This is a genomic window from Mesorhizobium sp. IMUNJ 23232 (assembly GCF_044326205.1).
Taxonomy (GTDB): domain Bacteria; phylum Pseudomonadota; class Alphaproteobacteria; order Rhizobiales; family Rhizobiaceae; genus Kumtagia.
The window spans coordinates 24,274-47,057 of record NZ_JBIRCY010000007.1; the positions used below are offsets into that span (position 1 = coordinate 24,274).

Below are 22,784 nucleotides of genomic sequence, written 5' to 3' on the forward strand. Positions count from 1 at the left end.
CTTCCCGGCTTGGCGCAATGCGTTCCCACCCAACGACAATGTCATCCCGGATAACGACAATCCGTTCCCAGCTTTCGACAACGCTTTGCCGTCAGTTTCCGTGATATTTTGCCTCCGCGCCTGTTATTTTGCCTGTTTGTTTCGGCAAATTCCCTGTTCTTGCGTTTAGGGAAATTCGTACCAAGCCATTGATATTGCGTGTCAATTTCTGAGGCAAAAAGTGATGTAGCGGGCAAATTTGCGGATTTTCCCTGTTTTTTCCCTGTTATCAGGGAATTTTAGTGGAGACGGGTTCTATCCAAACTGGTGGCTGCACCACTTTTTTGGTTTATGCCAATCAAATCAATGGATTATCGGCAACGCCGAAAGCCACCTACTAGTCCACCTTTCGTTGCTCGGTCGATGCGCGCGGTACTTTCGCAGCATAGCGCCCAAGTCCGACGGCGACGCCGAGCCTTCCGAGACAAGTACGGACCCGAATTTCTTTCGCCTCAGCGGCGGGTTTCTGCCAACATCGGCAAGTGGGTGCACATTCTCGATTGGCGGAAACGAGGCCGTAACCTGACCGACAGCTTTCGGGAGGTTGATCGGCATAAGCCGTAACGTTGCGCTTCTGCAGGCGAGGCCACGCAGAATCGAGATTGACGGCGGCAGTTTCGACGATGCCGCGACTGAACACAGAGGCGAAATGACTAGACAAAACGGGTCCAGGCGCTAAAGCTGCTTCTCAACGGAAGTGCAGAGCCTGATGGACGCGGAAAACCAATCACACGACAGTGGTCTATCGCTGGATGGTCAAGGCCCGCTGTTCAAGCAGATCGAACGTGCTGTGCGATCAGAAATCATGAGTGGTCGCTGGCCTTCGGGGCATCGCGTTCCTTCCGAACACGCCTTGATGGAGGCATTCTCCACCACACGCGCGACCGTCAGCAAAGCCTTGTCAAAGCTCACCGAGGCCGGGCTTCTCGAGCGCAGGCGCAAACATGGGACACGCGTTGCGAAGACGACGGAAAGTCACGCCGTGCTCGGGTTTCTCGACGTTCGCAAGGACATCGAGGCCAAGGGGCGAACCTATAGCTACAAGGTGCTCCACAAACGCGAGATGACGGCTGGTGAACTGACCCCGCCTTGGGCCGCGGTCAGCGAGGGGACGCCGGTCCTGGTTCTTGCCGCCGCGCACTGCGGCTTCGGCAAGGCGGAAGTGCTGGAAGAGCGCTACATCAGCCTTGACGCCGCGCCGGACGCGGCGACCGCGGATTTCGAAGCAGAGACGCCCAATGTCTGGTTGCTTGCCAGGCTGCCCTGCACGCGGCTGCGCCACACGATCCGCGCCGAGGCGGCAACGGCTGCACAAGCGAGACTGCTCGACATCGCCGAACGATCACCGCTTCTCGTGTCGATGCGACAGACCTGGGCCGACGACATGCCCGTGACGTCGGTGAAGCTCAGCTATCCCAGCGCGCAGAATGAATTTGTCGGCGAGTTCAATCCGCTGGAACCAGGACCCGGATGACCGAGCCTGGCGCCCTCGCAAGGGTCCATCGGCTCAAGGTGCATGATCTCCTTGGGATCGGAGGCGCGGTGGTCGTGGCCAGTTCACCGGCCGCGGTGGTCTACTGCAGCGGCTACCGCAGCATGGGCTACGATACCAATCCGGGATTGCGGATGGCCGTCGTCTTCGACCGCGACGACTGGATTCTGGTCGGACCGAGCGCGGATGCCTGGGCGGCCACGGAGGCTGGCGGCGAACGTCTTCGTTATTATGGGTATCGGGATTTCTTCTTTGCCGACCACGATCATGGCGAGTTTCTCGAGTTCCGTCCCTTCGGCAGTTTCGACGAGGCGGTTCAAGCCGCGCTGAGCGCCGTTGCGGTTGGCAAGCGGGCGGTTGCAATGGAAGGGTTCGAGACCCATGCCGGCCTCGCACGACTGGCGACGATAGACCCACGGGTGACGGCATCCGCATTCCGGCGGGCTCGCGCCAGAAAGGACCCGGCTGAAGTTCAACTTTTGCGACAGGCCACGCGGGCGACCGAGGGTGCCCTTCTGCAAGCTCTCGCCGCCGCAAGCGCGGGCATAGCGGAATTGGACCTTGCGTCCATGATTTCGGCCGAAATGATACGTGCAGGCGTGCGGCCGGGCTTCATCGTGGTCACGTCTGGCCCGCGCTCGGCGTTCGCCGACGCGCACGCCTCGTCACGGCGCCTCGCAGCCGGAGACCTTGTCCGCTTTGATATCGGTGGCACGCTCAATGGTTACTGGTCAGATATTGCGACCACTGCCGTCGTCGGTGAGCCCAATGCCGATCAGCGTGCGGTCGATGTGGCGATCGGCGCGGGTCAGCGCACTGCGCTCAGCTTGGTCGGACCTGGCGTGACCACTGACGCGATTTTCAACGCAACGGTCGAGGCGGTACGTGCCGGCGGCCTACCCGGCTATCGACGACATCACGTCGGGCATGGGCTCGGATTGGAACCTCACGAGTTTCCGACACTCGGTCCTTCCGATCCCGTTCCTCTCGAGCCCGGCATGGTTGTCAACGTCGAGCCGCCATACTACCGCCCCGGCTGGGGCGGCCTCATGTATGAGGCGACCCTGCTGGTGACCGAGACCGGCGCCGAGCCCCTGACGACCCTTGAGCCCGAGCTGATTATCCTGCCCGCCTGAAACTGTTGTGCGTGCGGGCCAGGATCGCGGTAGCCGCCTCGACAAACCGGTCGACCTCCTCGACGGAATTGGCGAGGCCTGGCGACAGATGGATGCCGGACATGGCTTGGTCTTCTTCCATCGCAAACGGCCGAACGCTGATGCCGTAGTCGGTGAGCATGGCCGCCGCGAACTCTTGCGGCGTCAGTCCTTCGATGTTGAACGCGGCGAAGCCCGTTGCCGGCTCCGCGTCTAGGTCGGTCAGGAGCGTCACGCGTTCATGGGCAGCCAGTCTGCGCGCCCAGCGATCTCGCAAGTACCGCAGTCGCGCCGACTTCTCCGCCTGTCCGACGTCGAGGTTGAAGGCCATGGTTTCGAGGATCGACGCCGGCAGTGCCTTGAACACCGTGCCTACCTCCTCGAACTTCTCGATCGAGTCATCCGGCTTGTTCGACCAGCTTGCGAACAACGGCCAGACATCCGCTATCCTTTCGCGGCGAACGAAGAGGAACCCCGTGCCGCGTGGTCCATACATCCATTTGTGCAGGCACGCCGCATAGGCATCGCAGCCCAGTTGATCGAGCGCGACGGCGATGTGGCCGGCCGAGTGTGCGCCGTCGACGAAGCTGAAGGCGCCCCGCTGCGCCGCAAGGTCGGAGATCGGCTTGACAGGCATCACCAGGCCGGTCCGGGCGACGATGTGTGGGAACGAAACCAGCTTTGTCCGCTCGCCGATCGCGGCTTCGAACGCCGCCATGATTTTGGCTTCCGTCGCTGGGCCGAAGGGCAGGTCGACGAATTTCAGGACGATGCCCTCGCGCCGCGCCCTCTGGCGGATAATCGCGAGATTGGAATCGTAGCAGAAGCGGGTGGCGAGGATTTCGTCGCCGGGACTGAGCGTAACCCCGTTGAGAACCGTGGCGATACCTTCCATGGCGTTGCGGGTGAGCGCGATCTCGTCGCCCGACGCGCCGAAATAATCCGCTAGCGACTGCCGGATCGCCACCGACGAGCCGCTTTCCTTGAGATCCCGGAACGGCTCGTACTCGTCGAGTTCGTAGGCCAGCGACAGATCGACCAGGGAGCGCACCCGCTCGCGCACCCGCAACGGTGCCGGGCCGCGGCGCGTGTTGGCCAGTTGGGTGTTGACATACATCGGCTGCATGGTCGCCCGTATCGACAGCCAATAGGCCTCGTCGTCGGGAGCGGTCCGCAACGGTGTCGCGCGGTCGTGAGTCGGGCCTGCTATGGACAAAGTGAACTCCCTGGAATTGGCCGGCCTTTGGATGGCGGCCTGTAATGGCTTTTCAGGCCAACATTGGCTCGGTGTGAGCGGTTGTTCTGTTGTTCTGGTAGAGCTCGCCGGCGATAACGCAGCGTGCATGGTGTGATGGCGTCAGCGCTACAGATTGGGGCGCGGCACTCGAGCAAATCTCCATCGCCTGCGGGCAACGTGTGCGAAAGCGGCAACCGGAAGGAGGATTGGTGGGACTTGGAATCTCGCCAAAGATCGAAGGTGGCGGCCGGTTCGCTTCGATCCGCGGATCCGCGCTCGGGATGGATGCCAGCAGAGCCTGCGTATAGGGATGGCTCGGCCGGGCATAGAGCTCCTCGGAGCGCCCCTCCTCGATGATCTTGCCGAGATACATGACATAGGTGCGGCTCGTCGCCTGCCGAACCAGTGCCAGGTCATGGGCGATGAAGAGACACGCAACCCCCAATTCCCTGTGCAGCTTCAGAAAGAGGTTCATGACCTGGGCACGGATCGAGAGGTCGAGCGCGCTGACGGGCTCATCGCAGATCAGTACGCGCGGGTCGACCGCGAGAGAGCGGGCAATGGCAACGCGCTGGCGCTGGCCGCCCGAGAGCTCGCGCGGATATCGCTCCGCGAGCGCAGACGGGAGGCCAACCTGATCGAGAAGCGCGTTGATGCGGCGACCCTGTTCCGCCTTGTCGTTGATGCCGATGATGATGAGTGCCTCGGCGATGGTCTCCCCGATCGTCTGGCGGTCGTTCAGGGATGCGTAAGGATCCTGGAAAACATACTGGACCGCCCGCCGCTTCTCGCGCAGCGCGCGCCCGCTCAAGGTCGACAGGTCGACCCCGTCATAGACCACGCTGCCGGATTGCGGCCGCTCCAGCCCGACGATGGACCTTCCGAGCGTCGACTTTCCGCAGCCGGACTCGCCGACCAGGCCGACCATCTCGCCGGGCGCGAGCGTGATCGACACGTCGTCCACGGCAGTGATCCATTTGCCGCGCTCGACGCTCTTGAAGCGGGTGACGAGGTTGCGGATGCTGAGCAAGGGTGCTGCTTCAGGCATGCGCCACCTCCCGATAGCGAATGTCGTTGACCACATGGCACGCCGCCGCGGTCCCTGAGGGAACCGTCGCCAACGGGGGGCGGCGAACGCTGCAAATCTCGATGACCTGGGGACAGCGCGGCGCGAAGGGGCAGCCGGGCTGAGGCGCGCCTAGAATGGGCGGCGCTCCGGGCAGTCCTCGGAACAGCGTGCCTGGCAGATCTTCCGGACGTGGCAGCGCTGCGATCAGACCGCCCGTGTAGGGGTGACGCGGGGCGAGCAAAACCTGTTCGACGCCACCATATTCGACGACGCGGCCGGCATACATGACGGCCACCTTCGAGGCGATGCTTGCCACCACGCCCATGTCATGGGTGATCAGCACGATCGCCATATGCAGACGGCGCTGCAGATCCTTCAGCAGGGCGATGATCTGCGCCTGCACGGTCACATCCAGCGCCGTGGTCGGCTCGTCGGCGATCAGCAGCTTGGGCTCCGCGGCAATGGCGATCGCGATCATGGCGCGCTGGCGCAGGCCACCCGATAGCTCATGCGAGTATTGTCTGAGCCGGGCCTCCGGGTCCGACATCCGCACGACCTTGAGCAGCTCCAACGCCCGGCTTTCCGCCTGGGTGGCTGTCAGGCCGAGGTGGAGTTCGCTGACCTCCGCGATCTGGCGTCCGATCCTCATGGCGGGGTTCAGCGCGCTCATCGGGTCCTGGAAGATGGTCCCGATCCGGCCACCGCGGATCTTGCGCAACGCGGTTGCGGGAAGGCCGACCAGGTCGGTTCCGTCGAAGCGAAGCGAGCCGTGAAGGTCCGTCACCACGCCGGTGGGCATGAGCCCCAGGGGTGCAAAGTTGAGAACCGTCTTGCCGCTGCCGCTCTCGCCCACGATGGCGAGTGTCTCGCCGACCTCGACCGAATAGCTCACCCGGTCGACCGGGCGCAGCGCGGCCCGCGCTGTGAAAAGATCGATCGAAAGATCTTCGGCCTGGAGCAGGCTGCGCGCGCTCATGACGACACCTTCTGCCACGCGGCCGACACGGCCCGCCGCTGGTTGATGACGCGGCGCCGCAGGGGGGTCGGCACGCGGTTCAGCGCAATGGATTCGCCTAGCAGATTGAACCCGACGACAACTGCGGTGAGAACGAGACCTGGGAGGATGACCTGCATCGGAACCTCTTCCAGATAGGGAAGCGCGTCCACCAGCATCTGACCCCACTCCGGCGTGGGTGGCTGAATACCGAGGCCGAGGAAGCTCAGCGTCGCTATGGACAGCGCCACTGCCGCTGCTTCCGCGGTCGCATAGACCAGCACCGCGCCGATCGTCGTCGGCAGAAGGTGGTGGAAGTAGATGCGCGCGGGGCTCGCCCCCAAGACGCGCAGAGATTCGATGTGCGGCCGGTTCATGACGTTCACTGCGACTGCACGGCTGATACGGGCGCTGCCGGGCCACCAGGCCAGGGCCAGGGCCAGGATCATGTTCCAGTACCCCGTCCCGAAGATGCCGATCACGGCAAGCGCAACGATCAGGCTTGGCATGGCAAGGCCAACGTCGACGATGCGCATCAGCACTTCATCAACCCAGCCCCGCCGGTAGCCGGCGATGGTGCCGATGGTAATGCCAACGGTGAGCGCCAAGATAAGCACGAGGCTCATGCCGACCAGCGATGTTCGCGCCGAAGCGATCAGCCGGCTCAACGTGTCGCGGCCAAGATGATCGGCTCCCAGCCAGTGCTGCCAGGACGGTCCGGCATGCGCAGCGAGGAGATCCTGGGCATTCGGATCGTGGGGCGTTATGTACGGCGCAAGCACGCCCAGGGCGATGAACACCAGGATGGTGACCACGGCCAGCCTGGGCAACTGCCGTATGGAGTTCAGGAATTCGCGCAGGATTCTCATGCGCCTGCTCCCTGGCGACGCAGCTTCGGATCAAGGAACATGATTGCGATGTCGATCAAAAGGTTGAGGACGATGAAGAAGGTGAGGAACACCAGCAGGCAGGCCTGAACCACCATGAAGTCGCGGAAGAGGACGCCTTGCAGGAACAGATCAGAGACGCCCTTCAGCGCGAAAAGCGGCTCGACCACGATGGCGCCGACGACCATCGCGCCACCCTGGGCACCAAGCGCGTTCACATAGGTTGGAGCGATGGTCGGAAGCGCGTGGCGGAACAGGATCGCCGCGCGCGACAGCCCTTTCGCCGTTGCGGTCAAGGCAAACGGCCGCGCCATGGCTTCCTCGAGCCCGACGCGCACCACGCGGCTCAGCACCGCCGCCGGCAGGAAGCCGATCGTCATCCAGGGCAGCACCCAACTGGTGATGCCCTCAGACCCGAAGGTCGGAAAAAGCCTGAGCTGGACGGCGAGGCCGTAGATCAGCAACGCCCCGACGAAGAATGATGGCATCGAAGCGCCGAGCAATGCAAGGACACGGGTCGCCGCATCGCCGATCCGGCCCGGCCATAGCGCACCGATGAAGCCGAGCGCAAAGCTAAGCAAAGTGGCGAAACTCGCGCCACCCAAGATGAGGGTGAGCGTGATGGGCAGCCGGGTGGCGAGTGTGTCGCCGATGTTCTGGCCGGTCTTGTAGGACACGCCAAGGTTGCCCTCGAGCGCGCCCGTCAGCCACATGCCGTAGCGGACGATCAGAGGCTTATCGAGCCCGAGCTCTTCCTCGACCTTGTGGATCTGCTCGAATGTGGCCTTCGGCGTACGCAGCTCGGCGATCAGCACCGCGACATTGCCCGGGGCCGACACGACCAGCGTGAAGCAGAGCAGCGTGGCGAGGACCAGCATCACCGCCGCGTTGCGCAGCCGGATCGCGATCAGAGTTGCCATTGCCGCCGACCTCAGGACTCAATGCTCAAGCCTTCGTAGGGCATGTCGTACTCTGTCGCAGGCGCCTTGAAGCCCTTGACGCGGTCGGTGTGCGCCCAGATCGCCGGGTTGTAGAAGAGCGGCAGGAACGCGGTCTCGTCGTGCAGCCAGTCGAAGATCGCCTGGTAGGCGGCGGGGGCGTTGGCTTCCGAGGTCGTCTGCACGGCGAGGACCAGGGGATCGAGATGCTCGGGATCGACCACCAGCTTTCCGTCGACGCCGTTGTCGTAGGTTGACAGTAGCAGGCCGAAGATCGTGCCGAACGGCTCGTAGGGGGCACCGAAGGTGCTGAACAGCGCCATATCGTAATGGCGCGCGGGAATATCCGAATGCCGCGAGGCGTGATCGACGGAGCGGATCGTGATGCCGATGCCGGCTTCGCCAAGCTGCGCCTGCATGATCTCGCCGAGGGAGCGCGAGCCGGCAAGCTGTTCTTCGCTGACGACGAGTTCGATCTGGAGCGGCTTGCCATCTTTCTGGCGCACGCCCTCTCCGGTCCATCCGGCCTCGTCAAGCAATTGTTTGGCCTTCTCGATGTCGCGCGCCGGAGCCGGGAAGCGCGTGCCGCTTAGCGGTACCGAGTCCGGGAAGAGGTTGCCCGCTGGCTGCGCCAGCCCCTTGTAGAGGACCTGGCAAATGGCTTGCCGGTCGAAGCCTATGTTGATGGCCTCGCGCACTTTTCGGTCGGCCAGAGCCGCATTGCGCTGCGTGTTGAACCCCGCGACGATGGCCGTCGTGCCCTGTTCGACAACGACCGGAATTCCGGCGTCTTTCAGTGTAGCGGCTTCGGTGGCCTTGATCGGCGCAAGGAAGTCGCCGCCGGTCAGGTCGATGTCGCCGGCCCGCAGGGCCGCCATGCGTCCGCGCGAGTCGGGAAGTACCTTCACTTCGAGCCGGCTGAAGGACGGCTTTTCGCCCCAGTAGCCTTCGAAACGGATGAACACGCTGCCGTCGTTGCCGGCGCTTTCCTCGACCCAGGGTCCGGTGCCGATCGGCTTCTGGTAGTTGCCTTCGGCATCGACCGCCTTAGGGCTGAGGAACCGGGTCGGGCGCACATAGGATAATTCGTTGAGCAGGCCGAGCACCGGCTCCTTGAAGGTGAGTTCGACCGTGTGGTCGTCGATCACCTTGTGGCCGGCGAACAGCCGCGCCACGTTCAGCCAGAAATAGTCCTCCTTGCCGATCCAACGGTCGAGATTCCACGTCATCGACGTCGCGTCCCACGGCGTGCCGTCCTGGAAGGTGACGCCCTTGCGCAGATCGAACCGGATCGACTTGCCGTCTTCGGCCAGCTTCCATGCAGTGGCTAGGGCGGGTTCGAACTTGCCGCCAGCGCCATAGCGGACGAGCGGCTCGAACATCAGATCCTGGACGGACCAAAGTCCATTGTATTTCTGTGGGTTGAGGTCTCCCGCCGCCTTGCCGGCCGCGACGCGGAGCGTCCCGCCATCCTGGGCGTGGAGTGCGAAGGGTGCCAGCCCCGACAAAAAGGCCGGCAAGCCAGCCATGCCCAAAAGAAGTCTACGCCGATCGATGTTCATGCCTGTTCCCCATGTCGCACCATTCGGCGCGCTTCTAATTGACTAGACAATACGGAAGTTAGCCAACGCCAATTGTCTAGTCAATTGGAATTTGAGCCCCGCGCAACGTTTTCGCATCGCGCAATGACGGCCTGTCCCAAGGCGGCGATCTGCGGTCGCCTGTCCCGCATGCCAAGCTCGGTTTCGACGCTATGGCCGACCTGAAGCACGGTGCCGTCATCGTAGCGACGGCCGACAATCTGGAGCCCAAGCGGCAGACCTGACACCGAAAAGCCGTTGCAAACGGAAAGGGCCGGGCTGCCAGTCAGATTGAACGGCCGCGTCAGCCAGCGCGTGGTCTTTGCAAGCTCGGTGTGCTCGTAGCCGAGAACCTGAGCGGGTTTGCTGACGGTCGGCAGCACGATGACGTCGACATCCCGCAGTACGGCTTCAATTTCGGCTGTCAGCGCCCGCCGTTTGCATTGCGCCCTGATATAGTCGTAAGCGGGAACACCGCGCCCGTCCTGCAGCCGGGAGCGTGTCACCTTGCCGAATCGCTCCGGAAACGCTTCGAGTTCAGGCCCGTGCTCGGCGTATTCCTCCGGCCAGGAGATTTTCCGCGCGGCGGCAGCGTAAGTCTCGAAGTCCGCCAGGCGAACGTCCTGTATAGATGTACCGGCGGCTTGCAGCGCTGCCAACGTGTTTGCCATGGCCTGCCGGATGTCGCCGTCGAGATCGGGATCATCCTCGTAATAGTGGCGAAGAACCCCGATCCTCAGGCCGCTGGCCGGTTCCGTCACACCGGAAAGACGTGGCACATGCCAGCCGGGCAATCTCCGGTCCTCGGGGTCGTCGGAGTACATTGCGCCAAGCATGAGCGCACAGTCCGCCGCGGTCCAGGCCAACGGACCGATGCAATCGATCGTCCGCGATAACGGGAGAATGCCTCTTCGGCTTACAAGACCTTCCGTGGGCATCAGTCCGGCAACACCGCACCAGGCTGCCGGCACACGGATCGAGCCTGAGGTGTCCGACCCCACCGCGCCCGCACACAAACCCGCGGCAACGCCTACCGCCGACCCGCTCGAGGACGATGCCGTGTCGAGTTCAAGGTTCCAAGGATTGCGTGGCGGCGGCCAAGGCAGATCGAATTGTGTCCCGCCCACAGCATACTCGGCTGTAGCTTGCTTGCCGAGGATAATGGCACCGCCCCTGCGCAGGGCTTTCACAACCTCGGCGTCAGCGGTCGCGATGTTGTCACGCAGATGGGCTGACTGTGCCGTCGTAGGGGCGCCGGCCACATCTATGAGATCCTTCAAGCCGATCGGTATCCCGTGAAGGGGACCGTAACATGTACCTCCCATCAGCTCCCGTTCCGCGACACGCGCCGACTCGATGCTCTCGGCAAGTAGCACATGGTTGAAGCTGTGCAGCAGGGGATCGAGGCGCTCGATCCGGTCCACATAGTTTTCGACCAATTCGACTGGGGAGATCTTCCTCTGTCGGATCAGTTGCGAAAGCTGAGCAAGGCTGAGCAAAGCGATATCAAGGGACATCTCGGCGGTCTCGTTGCAGCTCGAGTTATGACTGAAGGCTGATAGGCAGGGATGCAGAGGAACCGGTTCGGTGCATTGTGCATCAAGCGTAGTAGCCGGCGAGCCTTTTGACTAGACAAATAACTCGCGATGCCGGCACACCGCCACCTAATCAGGACGTCGAACATTGCGGCACGACATCGCAAGCCACCCAAGCGGACGCATACGGATATGCACCGAAGATCGGCGCCATTTAGAAATGGTAAGTTCCTTTATTGTTTTGGAAAAAAGCATGCATCCAAGTATTACGCAAAATCGCCGGCTTTTCTCATCCGACTGATGGCCACCCAGATCATTGGCTTCTAGGGTAAAATCCTATTCCCACAACAGTGCGCACGACATCGAAATGGGGCCAATATTGGAGCTTGCTTCCCATCAGACATGTCGCCAATTTCACAGCCCCTAGGTTAGGATGCGCTCAGTCGTAACAGATTGAGGCTCCTGGCTACAAAAAGGGCGGGTGCAAGAATGAGCCGAACCGCGAATAAGAAGGTCAGGGATAGCGCAGAGAAGACCAGGAACACGCCCAGCCAAGCGGGCATCCCGATCTGTTCGGCAACCCATCCCGCTGCGGTGGCAACAAGCTGCGGACGGGTGAAGGCCAGGTAGGGTATTGCCACTGCCGCCGCAACGCCCGACACTTTGGCGACCGCCGACAACGATCGCACCGCCCCTCCTGCGGCGCGCCGCAGAACGGCGAGCTTCGTTGAACCTCGTCCCACAATCGTTGCGGGTATCTTGGCCACACGTAAGGATTTGACGGCAACTCCGATGCCCCCGGCGATCACGGTTGCGTCGAGAGCCGCCCAGCCCACCTCGCTCCATTTCGGCAGCCTCTCGCCGCGGGCGATCACTGTCTCAACATCTGAAATTCCGCCCAGGAATAGACTCTTGGCTCCCAGGACTGTTCGCGTGAATTGTTTGCGAACTGCAGTTCCATTGACGATCTCGAATTCCGACAGCATCTCGTGGCCGCGGGTCTTGAGTTCCTCAATAGCAATCAGCCCGTACTGCTCAGGACTAAGCTCCGCGATCCCGAAGCCAATCGCCTCGCCGTTCCACAAGTGAGAAACACCTTGTCCGATCGTCTCCTGCAGTAGGTACTGCGTAGACCCGTTGCGGACGAAATAGGTGACGACCGGCACGACAGGTGGGCCGAGCGTCTGAAAAATCTCCTTGAATGTCGGGTCGTTACCAAACGTAGTGAATACCTTGGCCGCATCATCACCATATCGTTGCGCCGCGTCATACCAGGCCAAGCCGCCTTCAGCGCAGGCTGCAAGCAGCCATGACGCAGTTGTATCGATCGCCCGATCTGAAAGTGGACACCGCGACTCCGCCGCAGTTAGCGTGTCCACCACAGCGGTCCTGACAATCGCCTCCTCCAGGTCGACAGGGCCACCGTCACGATGCCAGGTTAGGGTCAGGACCGCGGCGATGACGATTGAAACAGCGACCCAATATCTCTTTCGCATAAGATCCTCCCGCCCACGCTTGCCCGCATCAGGACGCGCGCCATATGGTTGACTCACTAGGCCGGGTGTTTGTTGGAAATTGGATAAATTGTCATCGCAGGCACGATGGGTCTGTGTGCTTATGCTTGCGCGATTTGCCCGTCTCCACACGCAGCATCGCCGACAGCTTGTCGGCGGGGGATCGAGTTTGTTGGATCCGCCACCACCGTGGAAACTGGGGATCGAGGCCGTCCGTGCGCAGATATTTGCGGGCCGTATTCCTCGATAGTCCGGTGCGCCGCGATATCGGCCGGATCGAGAAATGGGCCCCGTATCGCCAGCGTCAAATGACGCTCAACAACTCCACGTCGATAACGCCGATGTCCCCACACAACCGCGTGTGACGAGCTTCAAACATGGGTCAATTCTCGGTGGAAAAACCCCAGCCGGCTGGGTCACTTCTCAATGGAAATCAACAGGTTCCGAACTTCATGTTCCCGCTTGCCGTCTTTGCCGGCAGCGAGTTGATATCGGCCTTGAGACGCTTCGTTGAGATGCACGCCGCTCGATTCGGTGTGGCGGCCACCGATCGCCCATTGCCGCTGCGAACATTGACGCTGAACATCGTCACCGCGGGCTGCCATGCTCCAGCGACGAATGAGAGTCAGCGACTTTTGCATTGAGGCAGACACGCCAGCGGACAGGGAGCCGCCGTCAGCCATCCGAGGTCACATCGACGCCGCCATCTATCGCCTGAGCCGCGGCGCCATTTTGCGCCGCGGCCCATCTGAGAAGATATGGGGATCAATATCCGTTATGGTCCCGCGAGCTTTGCTTACTCCCGTTCAAACTCGGCCTTGAACGCCTCAAAGTCGACCTGCATTCCGTTGAGGACGGCGCTCCAGTTCCGCGTAAGGCCCGCCTGGGCGACCGCTTCGGCGATCTCGGCGTCGGTGGCACCCATGTCCTTGGCGAACTTGGTGTCCAGCCACACGCAATAGCGGCAGGGGATCTGCGCGGCCACCGCAATATTGATGAGCGCCTTCATCTTCGGCTCGAGTGCACCCTTCTCCATCTCCAGGCCCTTGGTCATCGCCCAGGCACCGGCGATGCCTTGCTCGGGATAAAGCTTCATGAAGGTCGGCACGAAGCCGAAGGTCATTTCGATGTCCTTGTAGGTCTCTTCGGCTGTTGGCATATCCTGCGCCGTGGCCGATGGGGCCGCGAAGACAAGCATCGAGGCCGCCGCGAGCGCCGTGAGGGCGCCGACGAGTTTGGTGGTCATTGTCGTTTTCCTTGGTTTGATGGAAGGCGATTTCTGGGAGGGCCGGCGCAAGCTGCCTTCAAGAACCCGTGACCGGTCGACGCGCTCCCGAGTGGGGAGCACGTGGGGACGGCCGGCCTCGAAAGGCCGGTCGATTGGCTGAAGGGGATCAGATCACCACGAAATCCGCATTGGTCAGCGCCAAGCCGGCGCCAAGCGTGGCGAAGTGGACGCCAGCGGTCACACCTGTGCCGTCCGCGTCGTAGAACAGCTTTCCGGTATCGCTTTCAAAGATGATGCGGTCGGTCGCATCGTCGGCAAGCCCGGTGGTGTTGACGCGGAAGGCGGCGGCGTTGAGGACGCCCGTCGCCGCCAGCGCCGTGAATACGGCATTTTCCAATCTGACGGTGTCGGCCGCGATCGAATAATCGACAATCGTATCGACATTGCCGGCGCCGAGGGCGGTGGAGAAGACGAAAAAGTCCTTGCCGCTGCCGCCGCGCAGTTCGTCCGCGCCGCCCTTGCCGTCGATGATGTTGACGCCGGCATTGCCGGCGATCTGCTGGCCGATCTCGTTGCCGGTGAGATCGATGCTGGACGTGCCGGACGAGCCGTTGGTGGTGAGATGTTCGCCATAGACGCCCTTGCCCAGCGTGTAGTCGACCGCCGCTATCACCCGGTCGGAAGCACCTTGCGAAAAAGTCTCGACGATGGTGTCGCCGGTGTTGAACACCCGGTAGGTGTCGTCGCCGCCGAAACCGCGCAGAATGTCGGCGGCGCCCTTGCCGCCGTCATGCAGCACGTTGGCCCCGGCGTTGCCGGCGATTTCCTGGGCAAGTGTGTTGCCGGTCAGGTCGATGTCGACCGTTTGAGTCGACAGGATCGTCGTCAGGATCTCGATGCGGGTGCCGGCGTCGAGCGCATAATCCACCGTCGCCTTGACGCGGTCGGCGGTGCCTTCGTTGTCCTTCTCGATCACCTCGTCACGAACCGAGTCGACGATGAAGATGTCGTCGCCCGTGCCGCCGGCCATGTCGTCGTCGCCGGACCCGCCGTCGACCAGGTCGTTCCCGCTCTGCCCGAAGATGATGTCGTTGCCGTTGTCGCCGAACAGCTTGTCGTTGCCGCCGCTGACCCGGGCGAGGTCCGCCGCGCTATTGGAGGCGAGTTCGCCGAAGATCGTGTCGTCGCCATCGCCGCCATGGATCGTGTCGTTGCCGCCGACGACCGTTGCCGCGCCGGTTGCTGCGATGGCGAAACCCTCTGTCGTTGTCAGGGATTGCGAAGCCAAATTGCTGGCGACCGATGCGAACAGATCGCCGGCGATCTCGTCGTTTCCTCCGTCACCGTTGATGATGTCGTCGCCGCCTTCGATACGGCTGCCAGCCTCGGAAATATCCTGCACGACGTCGCCGGTGATGAGTTCACCCTCGTCGCTGCCCTCGATCGTGTCGTTGCCGCCGATAACGTCGGCGAAGTCGCTGACGAACGCGACGTCGCCGGCAAGAATCGCGCGCGATCCGTCAACCCGTACCGGATCGAGCCCAGTGATGGTGTCGTTGCCGCCCTCGACTCGCGCCTTGGCGTCCGCCGCGTCGCCACCTGCGCGGAAGGCGTCGCCGACGGCGATGGAGTCGCCGGTGATGCTGGCAATCGACACCTTGTCGTCGCCGCCGAGCAGCGTACCACGGCCGCCGACCTCGCGGGCGTCGCCGATAAATTGCTGGCGTTCGTCCGTTGAGACGCCGGTGATCAAATCGTTGCCGGCGTCGTAGCGGGCGAACTCCGTCACGGTCACCAGCCCGCCCGAGACCGGCGGCGTTGTACCCGTGCCCGGTTGCGCCGGGATGAATTCCTGGCGGGTGCCGCCGCCGACGAAAGCCACGTCGCCGATCAGCGTGTAGGAGCCGTCGCCGGTGATGAACACGTCGTTGTCGCCGCGGTCGGTGATGACAGTCGCGCTGGTGCTCACCGCCGCTTGGATGTCGTCGCCGAACACAAGCGACGAGTTCTGGCCGACCTTGGAGGTGTCGAGGCCCTGGACATTGATCACGTCCTTGCCGCCGAGCACCAGATCCCAGAATTTCTGCGGGCTGTTGTCGAGTTCGCTGGCGGCGACGTTGAGGCCGCCGATGATGACGTTGCGCGCGCCGAAGTCACCGCCGATGTCGATGGCGATGTCGGTAACCGTGCCGGCGACAGGCCGCCCGCCATCGTCATATTTGAAGCCGCCGCCGGTGACCTCGACGAAGTCTCCGACGGTCGTCTCGTAGCGCCAGAAGTCGTTCTGCCTGGTGAAGGAACTGTCGAACGCGACGAGCCCGGAATCCTCGAGATTGAGCGCCGAGGCGCCTTCGAAACGTATGGTAGCCATGATGATTCTCCGTTCGGGCTGCCGGTCGCGGCGCCCGTTGCTGTGTGGTCAGATTTTTCCAGCATGGATTGGTCGTCGGCATTCTCGGCCGATCGTTGCTCCCGCCTCTTGGGAACGGCGGGGCTTTGGCGCCGGGCGCGGATCACGCGCCGGCATGTGAAGACTGTGCGGGCCGCGTCAGTCGCGGCGGTGCAGCCGGTTCGGCAGGCGTGTCAGTCCGATGTCGCGCAACAGGTGGTCGTTGAGGACCTCCAGTTCGGTGCGCTGCAACCGACCGCCGGCCCTTGGTCTCCAGGGCGAGAAAAGCAGGCCGAACAAGTCGGTCAGGCCGCCCGTCGCGCGGGCGGCTCGGTAATGCGTGGTCATGTCGAAATCCTTCTCCGGTGCGGGAGCCCGCCTGCCGGTCTGTCCAAAGGGCGGCCGGATGGGCCACGCCGGGGATGTGATCAGTCGAGTCGCCCAGCGGGCCTCAGGCGACCTTTGCTTCATCGGGCACGCAGGCCTCGCAGATGGCGGCGACATGGCGGTGGTCGGTGCCGCAGCAGCCGCCCAGGATACGCATGCCGGGGAAATCGCGGCGGAGCGCTTGATAGCGGCGGCCGAGATCGATCGGATCGCCGGCGTCGAGCGTGTCGGACTCGTCGAGTTCCTGATGGCTCCTGGCTGAGGCGTTGGCCCGCACCCCGCGCACGCGTTCGATCCAGCTCTCGCCGGCGGCAAGCGCCAGCGAAAAATGCGTCGGGTGCGCGCAGTTGATCATGTAATAGGCCGGCGCGCCGCCGGTGGCGTCGTCCACCGCATTGACCGCGTCGCCCAGCGTCATGCCGGTGACCAGCTTTCCGTCGGTTTCGACGGTGAAGGAGATCATGCAGGGCATGCCTATCTTCTTCGCCGCCCGCGCAATGCCGATCGCCTCGTTGTGGTTGTTCATGGTGAAGGCCGACACCATGTCGGCATTCGTCCCGGCAAGCGTCTCGATCTGCGCTGCATGATAGCTCTCCGCCTCGTCCGCCTCCATGCGGTCGGCCTTGTAGCCGTCGCCGCGCGGGCCGATCGCCGCGCTGATCACGCAGGGCATTTCCGGCGTTTCCCACTTCTCCCGCAGCTCTTCGAGCAGCCGGATCGACGCCGTGTTGATCCGCTTCAGGTCTTCTGCGTCGTGGCCGATCTTGGCTGCCCAGTCCGGGTTCGCCCGCCAGGTGGCACTTTCAAGCAAGAATCCCACATTCCGCCTGGCCGCGATGCCGAGATAATGCTCGTAGTAGCGCTTCAGCCGCGCCCGCCCCTCTTCGCTCTCCAGAAGCACGTAGGAAGCGAAATGCGGCAGATCCACACTTTCCAGGAAGATGAGCTGTGTTTCCATCCCGCCGTCGCTCAAGAACAGTCCGCCCTTCAGCTGCGGCAGGTCATGCCGATATTTTGACATCATCGTCTCCATTTTCGTTCTATGGCTTCCGGCGCAAATTCGCGTCGCGGCCAGCCTTGGAAGATGCTGCTTTTTGGCCTATGGCGAGGCTCGGAACTAGAAATCTCGTGGTCCGGAATTGGCGCGGTGTCGACAAATCCATACAAATCAAGAGGTTGACTATTTCTGTGGTTTTTTGACCGGCCTTTGTGGTATTGCGCCACGCGGAAAACTGTACCGCTGGTGCACTGAATTCGAGGGAAAGTGACATGGGCAAGGGTGCGGAGACACGCGTACGAATCCTTGAGATCGCCGAGGCGTCGGTGCTCGCCAAGGGATTCGAGGCGACGTCGATCGACGAGATCATCTGCGAGGCCGGCATCACCAAAAGCGGCTTCTTCTATCATTTCCATGATAAGAACGAGTTGGCGCGCGAGATGGTACGTCGCTTCATCGACGAGAACAACGCGCTCTTCGACGACCTGTTCGGCCGCGGAAAACAGCTTTCCGACGACCCGCTGCAGGCGTTCATGATCGGCCTGAAGCTACTGGCCGAGACGCTGGCCGAGGTGAAGGCAAAACACCCGGGCTGCCTGATCGCCTCGATCTGCTATCAGGAGCGGCTGTTCGACCGCGAAGTGGTCGAGATGATCCGCAAGGTCACAATCGACTGGAACGCCCGCTTCCAGGGCTATCTGCGCGAGATCGCGGATGTCTATCCGATCCGCAACGGCATCGAATTGTCCGATATGGCGGATGCGCTGTGCTGCATCGTCGACGGCGGCATCCTGATGGCCAAGATCTTGGGCGACAGCTCAAGGCTGGAGCGGCAGGTCATGATCTACCGCAATTTTGTGCGTTTGGCGTTTTCGCCGGTCGTTCCGATCGCTCTACCACAGCGGGTAGCGGCATAATACCTATTGTATTAGATGCTCCTGATACGTTCCACCTTAGACGTGTGTGGAAGGCTCTCGCGCTGAAGCAAATTTGGTTCGGTTATGCAGCCCAGCTCGAGTGCAGTCGTGTGTCCGGCCTTTGATGCAGCCATTCTTGTCGGCTGCTGGCCTTGAAGGGATCATCCCCCCAATCGATTAGATACGCCACCCACAACGGGTTGCGTGAGGTCGATGCGCCGCGCGACCGTTGTCGATTCTGCCGATCAGTCGAGTGCCGATAAGGCGAATATCGAACTCGCCTCACTGACGATGGCGACATGCGCGGTGGCGGCGCGCTGCGAGGTTTCGGCATCGCCGCGCAGGATCGCGGTTACGATGGCGTCGTGCTCCTGCCAGGACTTCGCGAGACGGCCGGCGATGCGGAACTGGGCGCGCCGGAACGGTGACAGGCGGTCGCGCGTCTGCGTCGTCAGGTCGGCGATGTGCGGACTGTGGGCACCGAGATAGAGCCGGGTGTGGAATTCCGTGTTGAACTGCTCGTAGTCTTCCTCCGCGCCCAGGCGCACCAGGCGCGCCGCGTCCTGGTGATGGCGCTCCAGCGCGCGCCGCTCCGACACCGTCATGCGCTCGGCCGACAGCCTCGCGCAGATCCCTTCCAGTTCGGCCATGCCTTCGAACATCGAAGCCAGGTAATGCGGGGTGACGATAGCGACGATCGCCCCGCGGTTCGGCCGGCGGTCAACCAGCCCCATGGCGCTCAACTGGCTCAGGGCCTCCCTGACCGGCGTGCGTGATACCTCGTAGCGCTCGGCCAGCGCGGTTTCGTCGAGCTTCTCGCCCGGACGCAGCACGCCCGTGACAATGCGATCCGAGATGGCACGCACCATCTGGTCGACCGTCGTGCCTGCCCTAACGAGTTTCCTTCCCGATCTCTGCAAAGTTCCTCCCGGCCTTGTTCCTGAATCGCGGCCGCCGAACCTTTTGCGACAAGCCCCGTATGCCTACAATTTATGCATGTGTCAACATGGCTAATATTTAATCACACTGTGCATGCACTTAGCGCATTCTTAGCCTCATTCGCGCCTTGGAAATTATACAACACATTGTTTCTACGTCATAAAAATAGTTGGCATAGCCATTGCATACACATTCCTAACGGACCAATGCCTGTTTCCTCGAACGCTTCCGGAGCATCCTCATGAATCCGCAGTTCCTGATCAATCGCCGCCGTTTCCTGCAAACCTCGGCCGCCGGCGCCGCCCTCGGCATCGTCGGCGGCGGGCTGCCGCTGCAGAGCGCGCTCGCCGCTTCCGCCACCATCGGCTTCATCTATGTCGGCCCCAAGGACGACTATGGCTACAATCAGGCCCATGCCGAGGGCGCGGCGGCGCTGAAGGCGATCGAAGGGATCACGATCGTCGAGGAAGAGAATGTGCCGGAAACCGTCGATGTCCAGAAGACGATGGAATCGATGATCAATCTCGACGGCGCGTCGCTGCTGTTCCCGACCTCCTTCGGCTATTTCGACCCGCATATGCTGGCGATGGCGGCGAAATTTCCGGACATCCAGTTCCGTCACTGCGGCGGCATGTGGACCGAGGGCAAGCACCCGAAGAATACCGGCTCCTATTTCGGATATATCGGCCAGGGCCAATATCTCAATGGCATTGTCGCCGGACACACGTCGAAGACCAAGAAGATCGGCTTCGTCGCGGCAAAGCCGATCCCGCAGGTTCTGCTCAACATCAATTCGTTCCTGCTCGGCGCGCGCGCGGTCGATCCGGCGATCACCTGCCAGGTAATCTTCACCGGCGAGTGGTCGCTGGCGGTCAAGGAGGCGGAAGCCACCAACGCGCTGATCGACCAGGGCGTCGACGTCGTCACCTGCCATGTCGACAGCCCGAAGGTGGTCGTCGAGACGGCCGCCGGCCGCGGTGCCTTCATCTGCGGCTACCATGCCAACCAGTCGCCGCTGGCACCCGAAAAATACCTGACCGGCGCCGAGTGGAACTGGGCAAACGTCTACAAGATGTATGTCGAAAAACTGATGGCCAGCGAGGAACTGCCGAATTTCACGCGCGGCGGCCTGGCCGACGGTTTCGTCAAGATGAGCCCGCTCGGCCCGGCGGTCAGTGAGCCGGCTAAGAAGCAGTTCGATGATACGCTGGCGGAAATCATGAAGGGCGGCTTTGCCGTCATCAAGGGACCGCTCAAGAACAACAAGGGCGACGCTGTGGCGGCGGAAGGCCAGGTCTTCGTCGAAACTGCTCCGGAACTCGAAAGCATGGACTATCTGGTCGAAGGCGTCGTCGGTTCGACTTCGTAAGGTCGTGCTGGAGAGGGTGGGGCGCAAGCCCGTCGATGGAACTGCCAACGCATCGGAGCAATCCATGACCGACATCGCGTCCAATCCAGCACCGAGCTTTCATTCTCCGGCGCTCTCATCCGCGCTTGAATGGCTGGCGCGTCGCGCGGAAGGCTTTGTCATTCCCCTCGCCGCGTTGGTCGTCGGCATGGCGCTGTTTTCCGTCTTCATCGCGTTGCTCGGAAAATCGCCGGCGCAACTGTTCGAGTTGATGTGGCGCGGCGGCTTTGGGTCCTGGTTCTCGATCCAGAACACGCTTTCGCGAGCGGCCCCGCTGCTGCTCGCGGCGCTGTGCGTGGCGCTGCCGGCCCGGCTCGGGCTGGTGGTGATCGGTGGCGAAGGGGCGATCGTGCTCGGTGGTGTCGCGGCGGCGGCCGTCGCCGTCTGGGTGCAGAGCGCTCCGTCTTTCGTGGGCATTCTCCTGATGGGCATCGCGGGGGCGGTCGCCGGCGGCGTCTGGATCGGCGCCGTCGGCGCACTTCGCCATTATCGCGCTGTCAACGAAACCATCTCGTCGTTGCTGATGGCCTATATCGCGATCGCGCTGATGAACCATCTGGTCGAGGGACCGCTGCGCGACCCGGCCTCGCTCAACAAGCCGTCGACGCATCCGATCGACCCGGCTTTCGTGGTCGGGCCGATGCCGGGGATGGATGTTCATTGGGGACTGATCGTCGGTGTCGTCGCCTGCGTGATCTCGTGGATTCTCATTGAGAAGACGCGCTGGGGTTTTGCCGCGCGCATCGCCGGCGGCAATGTGCGCGCGGCCCAGGTACAGGGTCTTGCCGTCGGTCCGTTGATCCTCGGCTTCTGCGCGCTGGCAGGCGCCTTTGCCGGGCTCGCGGGCATGATCGAGGTGGCGGCGGTGCAGGGCAACGCCAACGGCTCGCTGGCAGCCGGCTACGGCTATTCCGGCATCCTGGTCGCCTTCCTGGCGCGCCACAATCCGCTGGCGATCATTCCCGTCGCCATCCTGCTCGGCGGCATCGACGCTTCGGGCGGTCTGCTGCAGCGGCGCATGGAACTGCCCGACGCCACCGTGCAGGTGCTGCAGGGCATGCTGTTCATCGTCATCCTGTTCAGCGAGACCTTCTACGGCCGCTTCAAGGCCTTCAATCCGGACCTCTGGAAAAGGAGCGCATGATGGAGCCCGTCGACATCGGCCTCTGGGGCGTGCCGCTCGCCATTCTGGCCGGGGCGATCCGTGTCTCCACTCCGTTCATCTTCGTGTCGCTCGGCGAGGCGATCACCGAACGGTCGGGACGAATCAATCTCGGCCTCGAAGGCATTCTCGTCTTTGGCGCGATGTCGGCCTATGCGACCGCTGTGCTGACCGGCTCGCCATGGCTGGGCGTGCTGGTCGCTGCCGCGACCGGCGGGGTGTTCGGCCTCTTCCATGGCTGGATCTGCAAGTTCCCGAAGGTGAACGACATCGCCATCGGCATCGCACTGATGCTGTTCGGCTCCGGCCTCGCCTTCTTCTTCGGCAAACCGTTCATCCAGCCGTCGGCGCCGGACCTGCCGGCGATCCCCTTCGGCTGGTGGTCATCGATCCCGCAGGTGCAGGCCGCGCTCAGCATCAACGTGCTGTTCTTGATCGGCGCAGCACTGGCCGTGTTCCTGTGGTGGGCGTTCAAGAACACCCGCGCCGGCCTGATCCTGCGCGTCGTCGGTGACAGTTCGGATGCCGCCCGCGCCATGGGCCTCAATCCCGACACCGTGCGCCTATTGGCCACGGCGACCGGCGGCGCGCTCGCCGCCATCGGCGGCGCCTACCTGTCGCTCTATTATCCCGGAAGCTGGAGCGAGGGCGTGTCGTCCGGACAGGGCCTGATGGCGGTGGCGCTGGTCATCTTCGCCCGCTGGAATCCGCTCGGCTGCTTCGCCGCCGCACTGCTGTTCGGCGGCGCGGGGGCGCTTGGGCCGGCGCTGCAATCCGTCGGCGTCACCCAGGGCTATTACCTATTCTACGCCGCGCCCTACCTGCTGACCCTCGCCATCATGATCCTCACCTCGTCGCCCGGCCGGTCGCTGGCCGGCGCACCCGGCGAACTGTCGATCACCAAATAGGAGTTTTCGC

20 protein-coding genes are annotated in these 22,784 nt (G+C 62.8%); 6 read left to right on the plus strand and 14 right to left on the minus strand.

The genetic code is table 11. From position 1 onward, the window contains the following. Nucleotides 1-748: 748 nt before the first annotated feature. Together ACH196_RS06890 and ACH196_RS06895 are read left to right on the plus strand one after the other, a co-directional pair. Nucleotides 749-1,513, plus strand: a complete 765-nt coding sequence (locus tag ACH196_RS06890; RefSeq protein WP_396646043.1) for a UTRA domain-containing protein — start codon at nt 749-751, stop codon at nt 1,511-1,513. Further along, nucleotides 1,510-2,667 (plus strand): M24 family metallopeptidase, encoded by a 1,158-nt coding sequence (locus ACH196_RS06895; RefSeq protein ID WP_396646045.1) that lies wholly within the window; start codon nt 1,510-1,512, stop codon nt 2,665-2,667. The genes ACH196_RS06890 and ACH196_RS06895 overlap by 4 nt, the downstream gene beginning before the upstream one ends. Here the strand turns inward: ACH196_RS06895 and ACH196_RS06900 are convergent. The 13 genes from ACH196_RS06900 to ACH196_RS06960 form a co-directional block, all read right to left on the minus strand. After that, nucleotides 2,651-3,901: an aminotransferase class V-fold PLP-dependent enzyme gene (locus ACH196_RS06900; protein WP_396646047.1), complete on the minus strand. Its 1,251-nt coding sequence runs from the start codon at nt 3,899-3,901 to the stop codon at nt 2,651-2,653. The genes ACH196_RS06895 and ACH196_RS06900 overlap by 17 nt on opposite strands. A gap of 52 nt (nt 3,902-3,953) precedes the next feature. Next, a complete protein-coding gene (locus ACH196_RS06905) occupies nt 3,954-4,970 on the minus strand; it encodes an ABC transporter ATP-binding protein (protein WP_396646049.1) in 1,017 nt (338 codons plus the stop codon). Next, nucleotides 4,963-5,967 (minus strand): ABC transporter ATP-binding protein, encoded by a 1,005-nt coding sequence (locus tag ACH196_RS06910; RefSeq protein WP_396646051.1) that lies wholly within the window; start codon nt 5,965-5,967, stop codon nt 4,963-4,965. Before ACH196_RS06910 ends, ACH196_RS06905 begins: the two co-directional genes overlap by 8 nt. Further along, nucleotides 5,964-6,854: an ABC transporter permease gene (locus ACH196_RS06915; RefSeq protein WP_396646053.1), complete on the minus strand. Its 891-nt coding sequence runs from the start codon at nt 6,852-6,854 to the stop codon at nt 5,964-5,966. The genes ACH196_RS06910 and ACH196_RS06915 overlap by 4 nt, the downstream gene beginning before the upstream one ends. Further along, entirely contained in the window at nt 6,851-7,792 is a 942-nt protein-coding gene (locus ACH196_RS06920) for an ABC transporter permease (protein WP_396646055.1), read from the minus strand. The genes ACH196_RS06915 and ACH196_RS06920 overlap by 4 nt, the downstream gene beginning before the upstream one ends. An 11-nt stretch (nt 7,793-7,803) precedes the next feature. Beyond that, complete coding sequence (locus ACH196_RS06925; RefSeq protein ID WP_396646057.1) at nt 7,804-9,372, minus strand: ABC transporter substrate-binding protein; 1,569 nt, start codon at nt 9,370-9,372, stop codon at nt 7,804-7,806. Nucleotides 9,373-9,452: 80 nt separating this feature from the next. Further along, the gene (locus tag ACH196_RS06930) at nt 9,453-10,907 is read right to left on the minus strand and encodes an amidase (RefSeq protein ID WP_396646059.1); all 1,455 of its coding nucleotides are present in this window, start codon (nt 10,905-10,907) and stop codon (nt 9,453-9,455) included. 446 nt (nt 10,908-11,353) lie between these two features. Continuing rightward, a complete protein-coding gene (locus ACH196_RS06935; protein WP_396646060.1) occupies nt 11,354-12,421 on the minus strand; it encodes a hypothetical protein in 1,068 nt (355 codons plus the stop codon). 434 nt (nt 12,422-12,855) lie between these two features. Next, on the minus strand, nt 12,856-13,122 hold the full coding sequence (locus tag ACH196_RS06940) for a hypothetical protein (RefSeq protein ID WP_396646062.1): 267 nt from the start codon (nt 13,120-13,122) through the stop codon (nt 12,856-12,858). A gap of 113 nt (nt 13,123-13,235) precedes the next feature. Further along, a complete protein-coding gene (locus ACH196_RS06945; RefSeq protein WP_396646063.1) occupies nt 13,236-13,685 on the minus strand; it encodes a carboxymuconolactone decarboxylase family protein in 450 nt (149 codons plus the stop codon). Nucleotides 13,686-13,833: 148 nt separating this feature from the next. Further along, a complete protein-coding gene (locus ACH196_RS06950; RefSeq protein WP_396646065.1) occupies nt 13,834-16,038 on the minus strand; it encodes a calcium-binding protein in 2,205 nt (734 codons plus the stop codon). A gap of 177 nt (nt 16,039-16,215) precedes the next feature. Then, nucleotides 16,216-16,404: a DUF1127 domain-containing protein gene (locus ACH196_RS06955; protein WP_396646067.1), complete on the minus strand. Its 189-nt coding sequence runs from the start codon at nt 16,402-16,404 to the stop codon at nt 16,216-16,218. A 103-nt stretch (nt 16,405-16,507) separates the two neighbouring features. After that, a complete protein-coding gene (locus ACH196_RS06960; protein ID WP_396646068.1) occupies nt 16,508-17,464 on the minus strand; it encodes a homocysteine S-methyltransferase family protein in 957 nt (318 codons plus the stop codon). A gap of 248 nt (nt 17,465-17,712) precedes the next feature. On the opposite strand from ACH196_RS06960, the gene ACH196_RS06965 reads away from it, so the two are divergent. Further along, complete coding sequence (locus ACH196_RS06965) at nt 17,713-18,357, plus strand: TetR/AcrR family transcriptional regulator (RefSeq protein WP_396646069.1); 645 nt, start codon at nt 17,713-17,715, stop codon at nt 18,355-18,357. A 245-nt stretch (nt 18,358-18,602) separates the two neighbouring features. Here the strand turns inward: ACH196_RS06965 and ACH196_RS06970 are convergent, their stop codons facing one another. After that, the gene (locus tag ACH196_RS06970) at nt 18,603-19,226 is read right to left on the minus strand and encodes a GntR family transcriptional regulator (protein WP_396646274.1); all 624 of its coding nucleotides are present in this window, start codon (nt 19,224-19,226) and stop codon (nt 18,603-18,605) included. A gap of 311 nt (nt 19,227-19,537) precedes the next feature. On the opposite strand from ACH196_RS06970, the gene ACH196_RS06975 reads away from it, so the two are divergent. The 3 genes from ACH196_RS06975 to ACH196_RS06985 all read left to right on the plus strand — a co-directional run bounded on the left by ACH196_RS06975 (nt 19,538) and on the right by ACH196_RS06985 (nt 22,774). Further along, nucleotides 19,538-20,665, plus strand: a complete 1,128-nt coding sequence (locus ACH196_RS06975; protein WP_396646070.1) for a BMP family ABC transporter substrate-binding protein — start codon at nt 19,538-19,540, stop codon at nt 20,663-20,665. Between the two features lie 64 nt (nt 20,666-20,729). Continuing rightward, nucleotides 20,730-21,848 carry an ABC transporter permease gene (locus tag ACH196_RS06980; RefSeq protein ID WP_396646071.1) on the plus strand — a complete coding sequence of 373 codons (1,119 nt, stop codon included), beginning with the start codon at nt 20,730-20,732 and terminating at the stop codon, nt 21,846-21,848. Continuing rightward, nucleotides 21,848-22,774, plus strand: coding sequence for an ABC transporter permease (locus ACH196_RS06985; protein WP_396646276.1), 927 nt, complete (start codon nt 21,848-21,850; stop codon nt 22,772-22,774). Before ACH196_RS06980 ends, ACH196_RS06985 begins: the two co-directional genes overlap by 1 nt. Nucleotides 22,775-22,784: the final 10 nt, after the last annotated feature.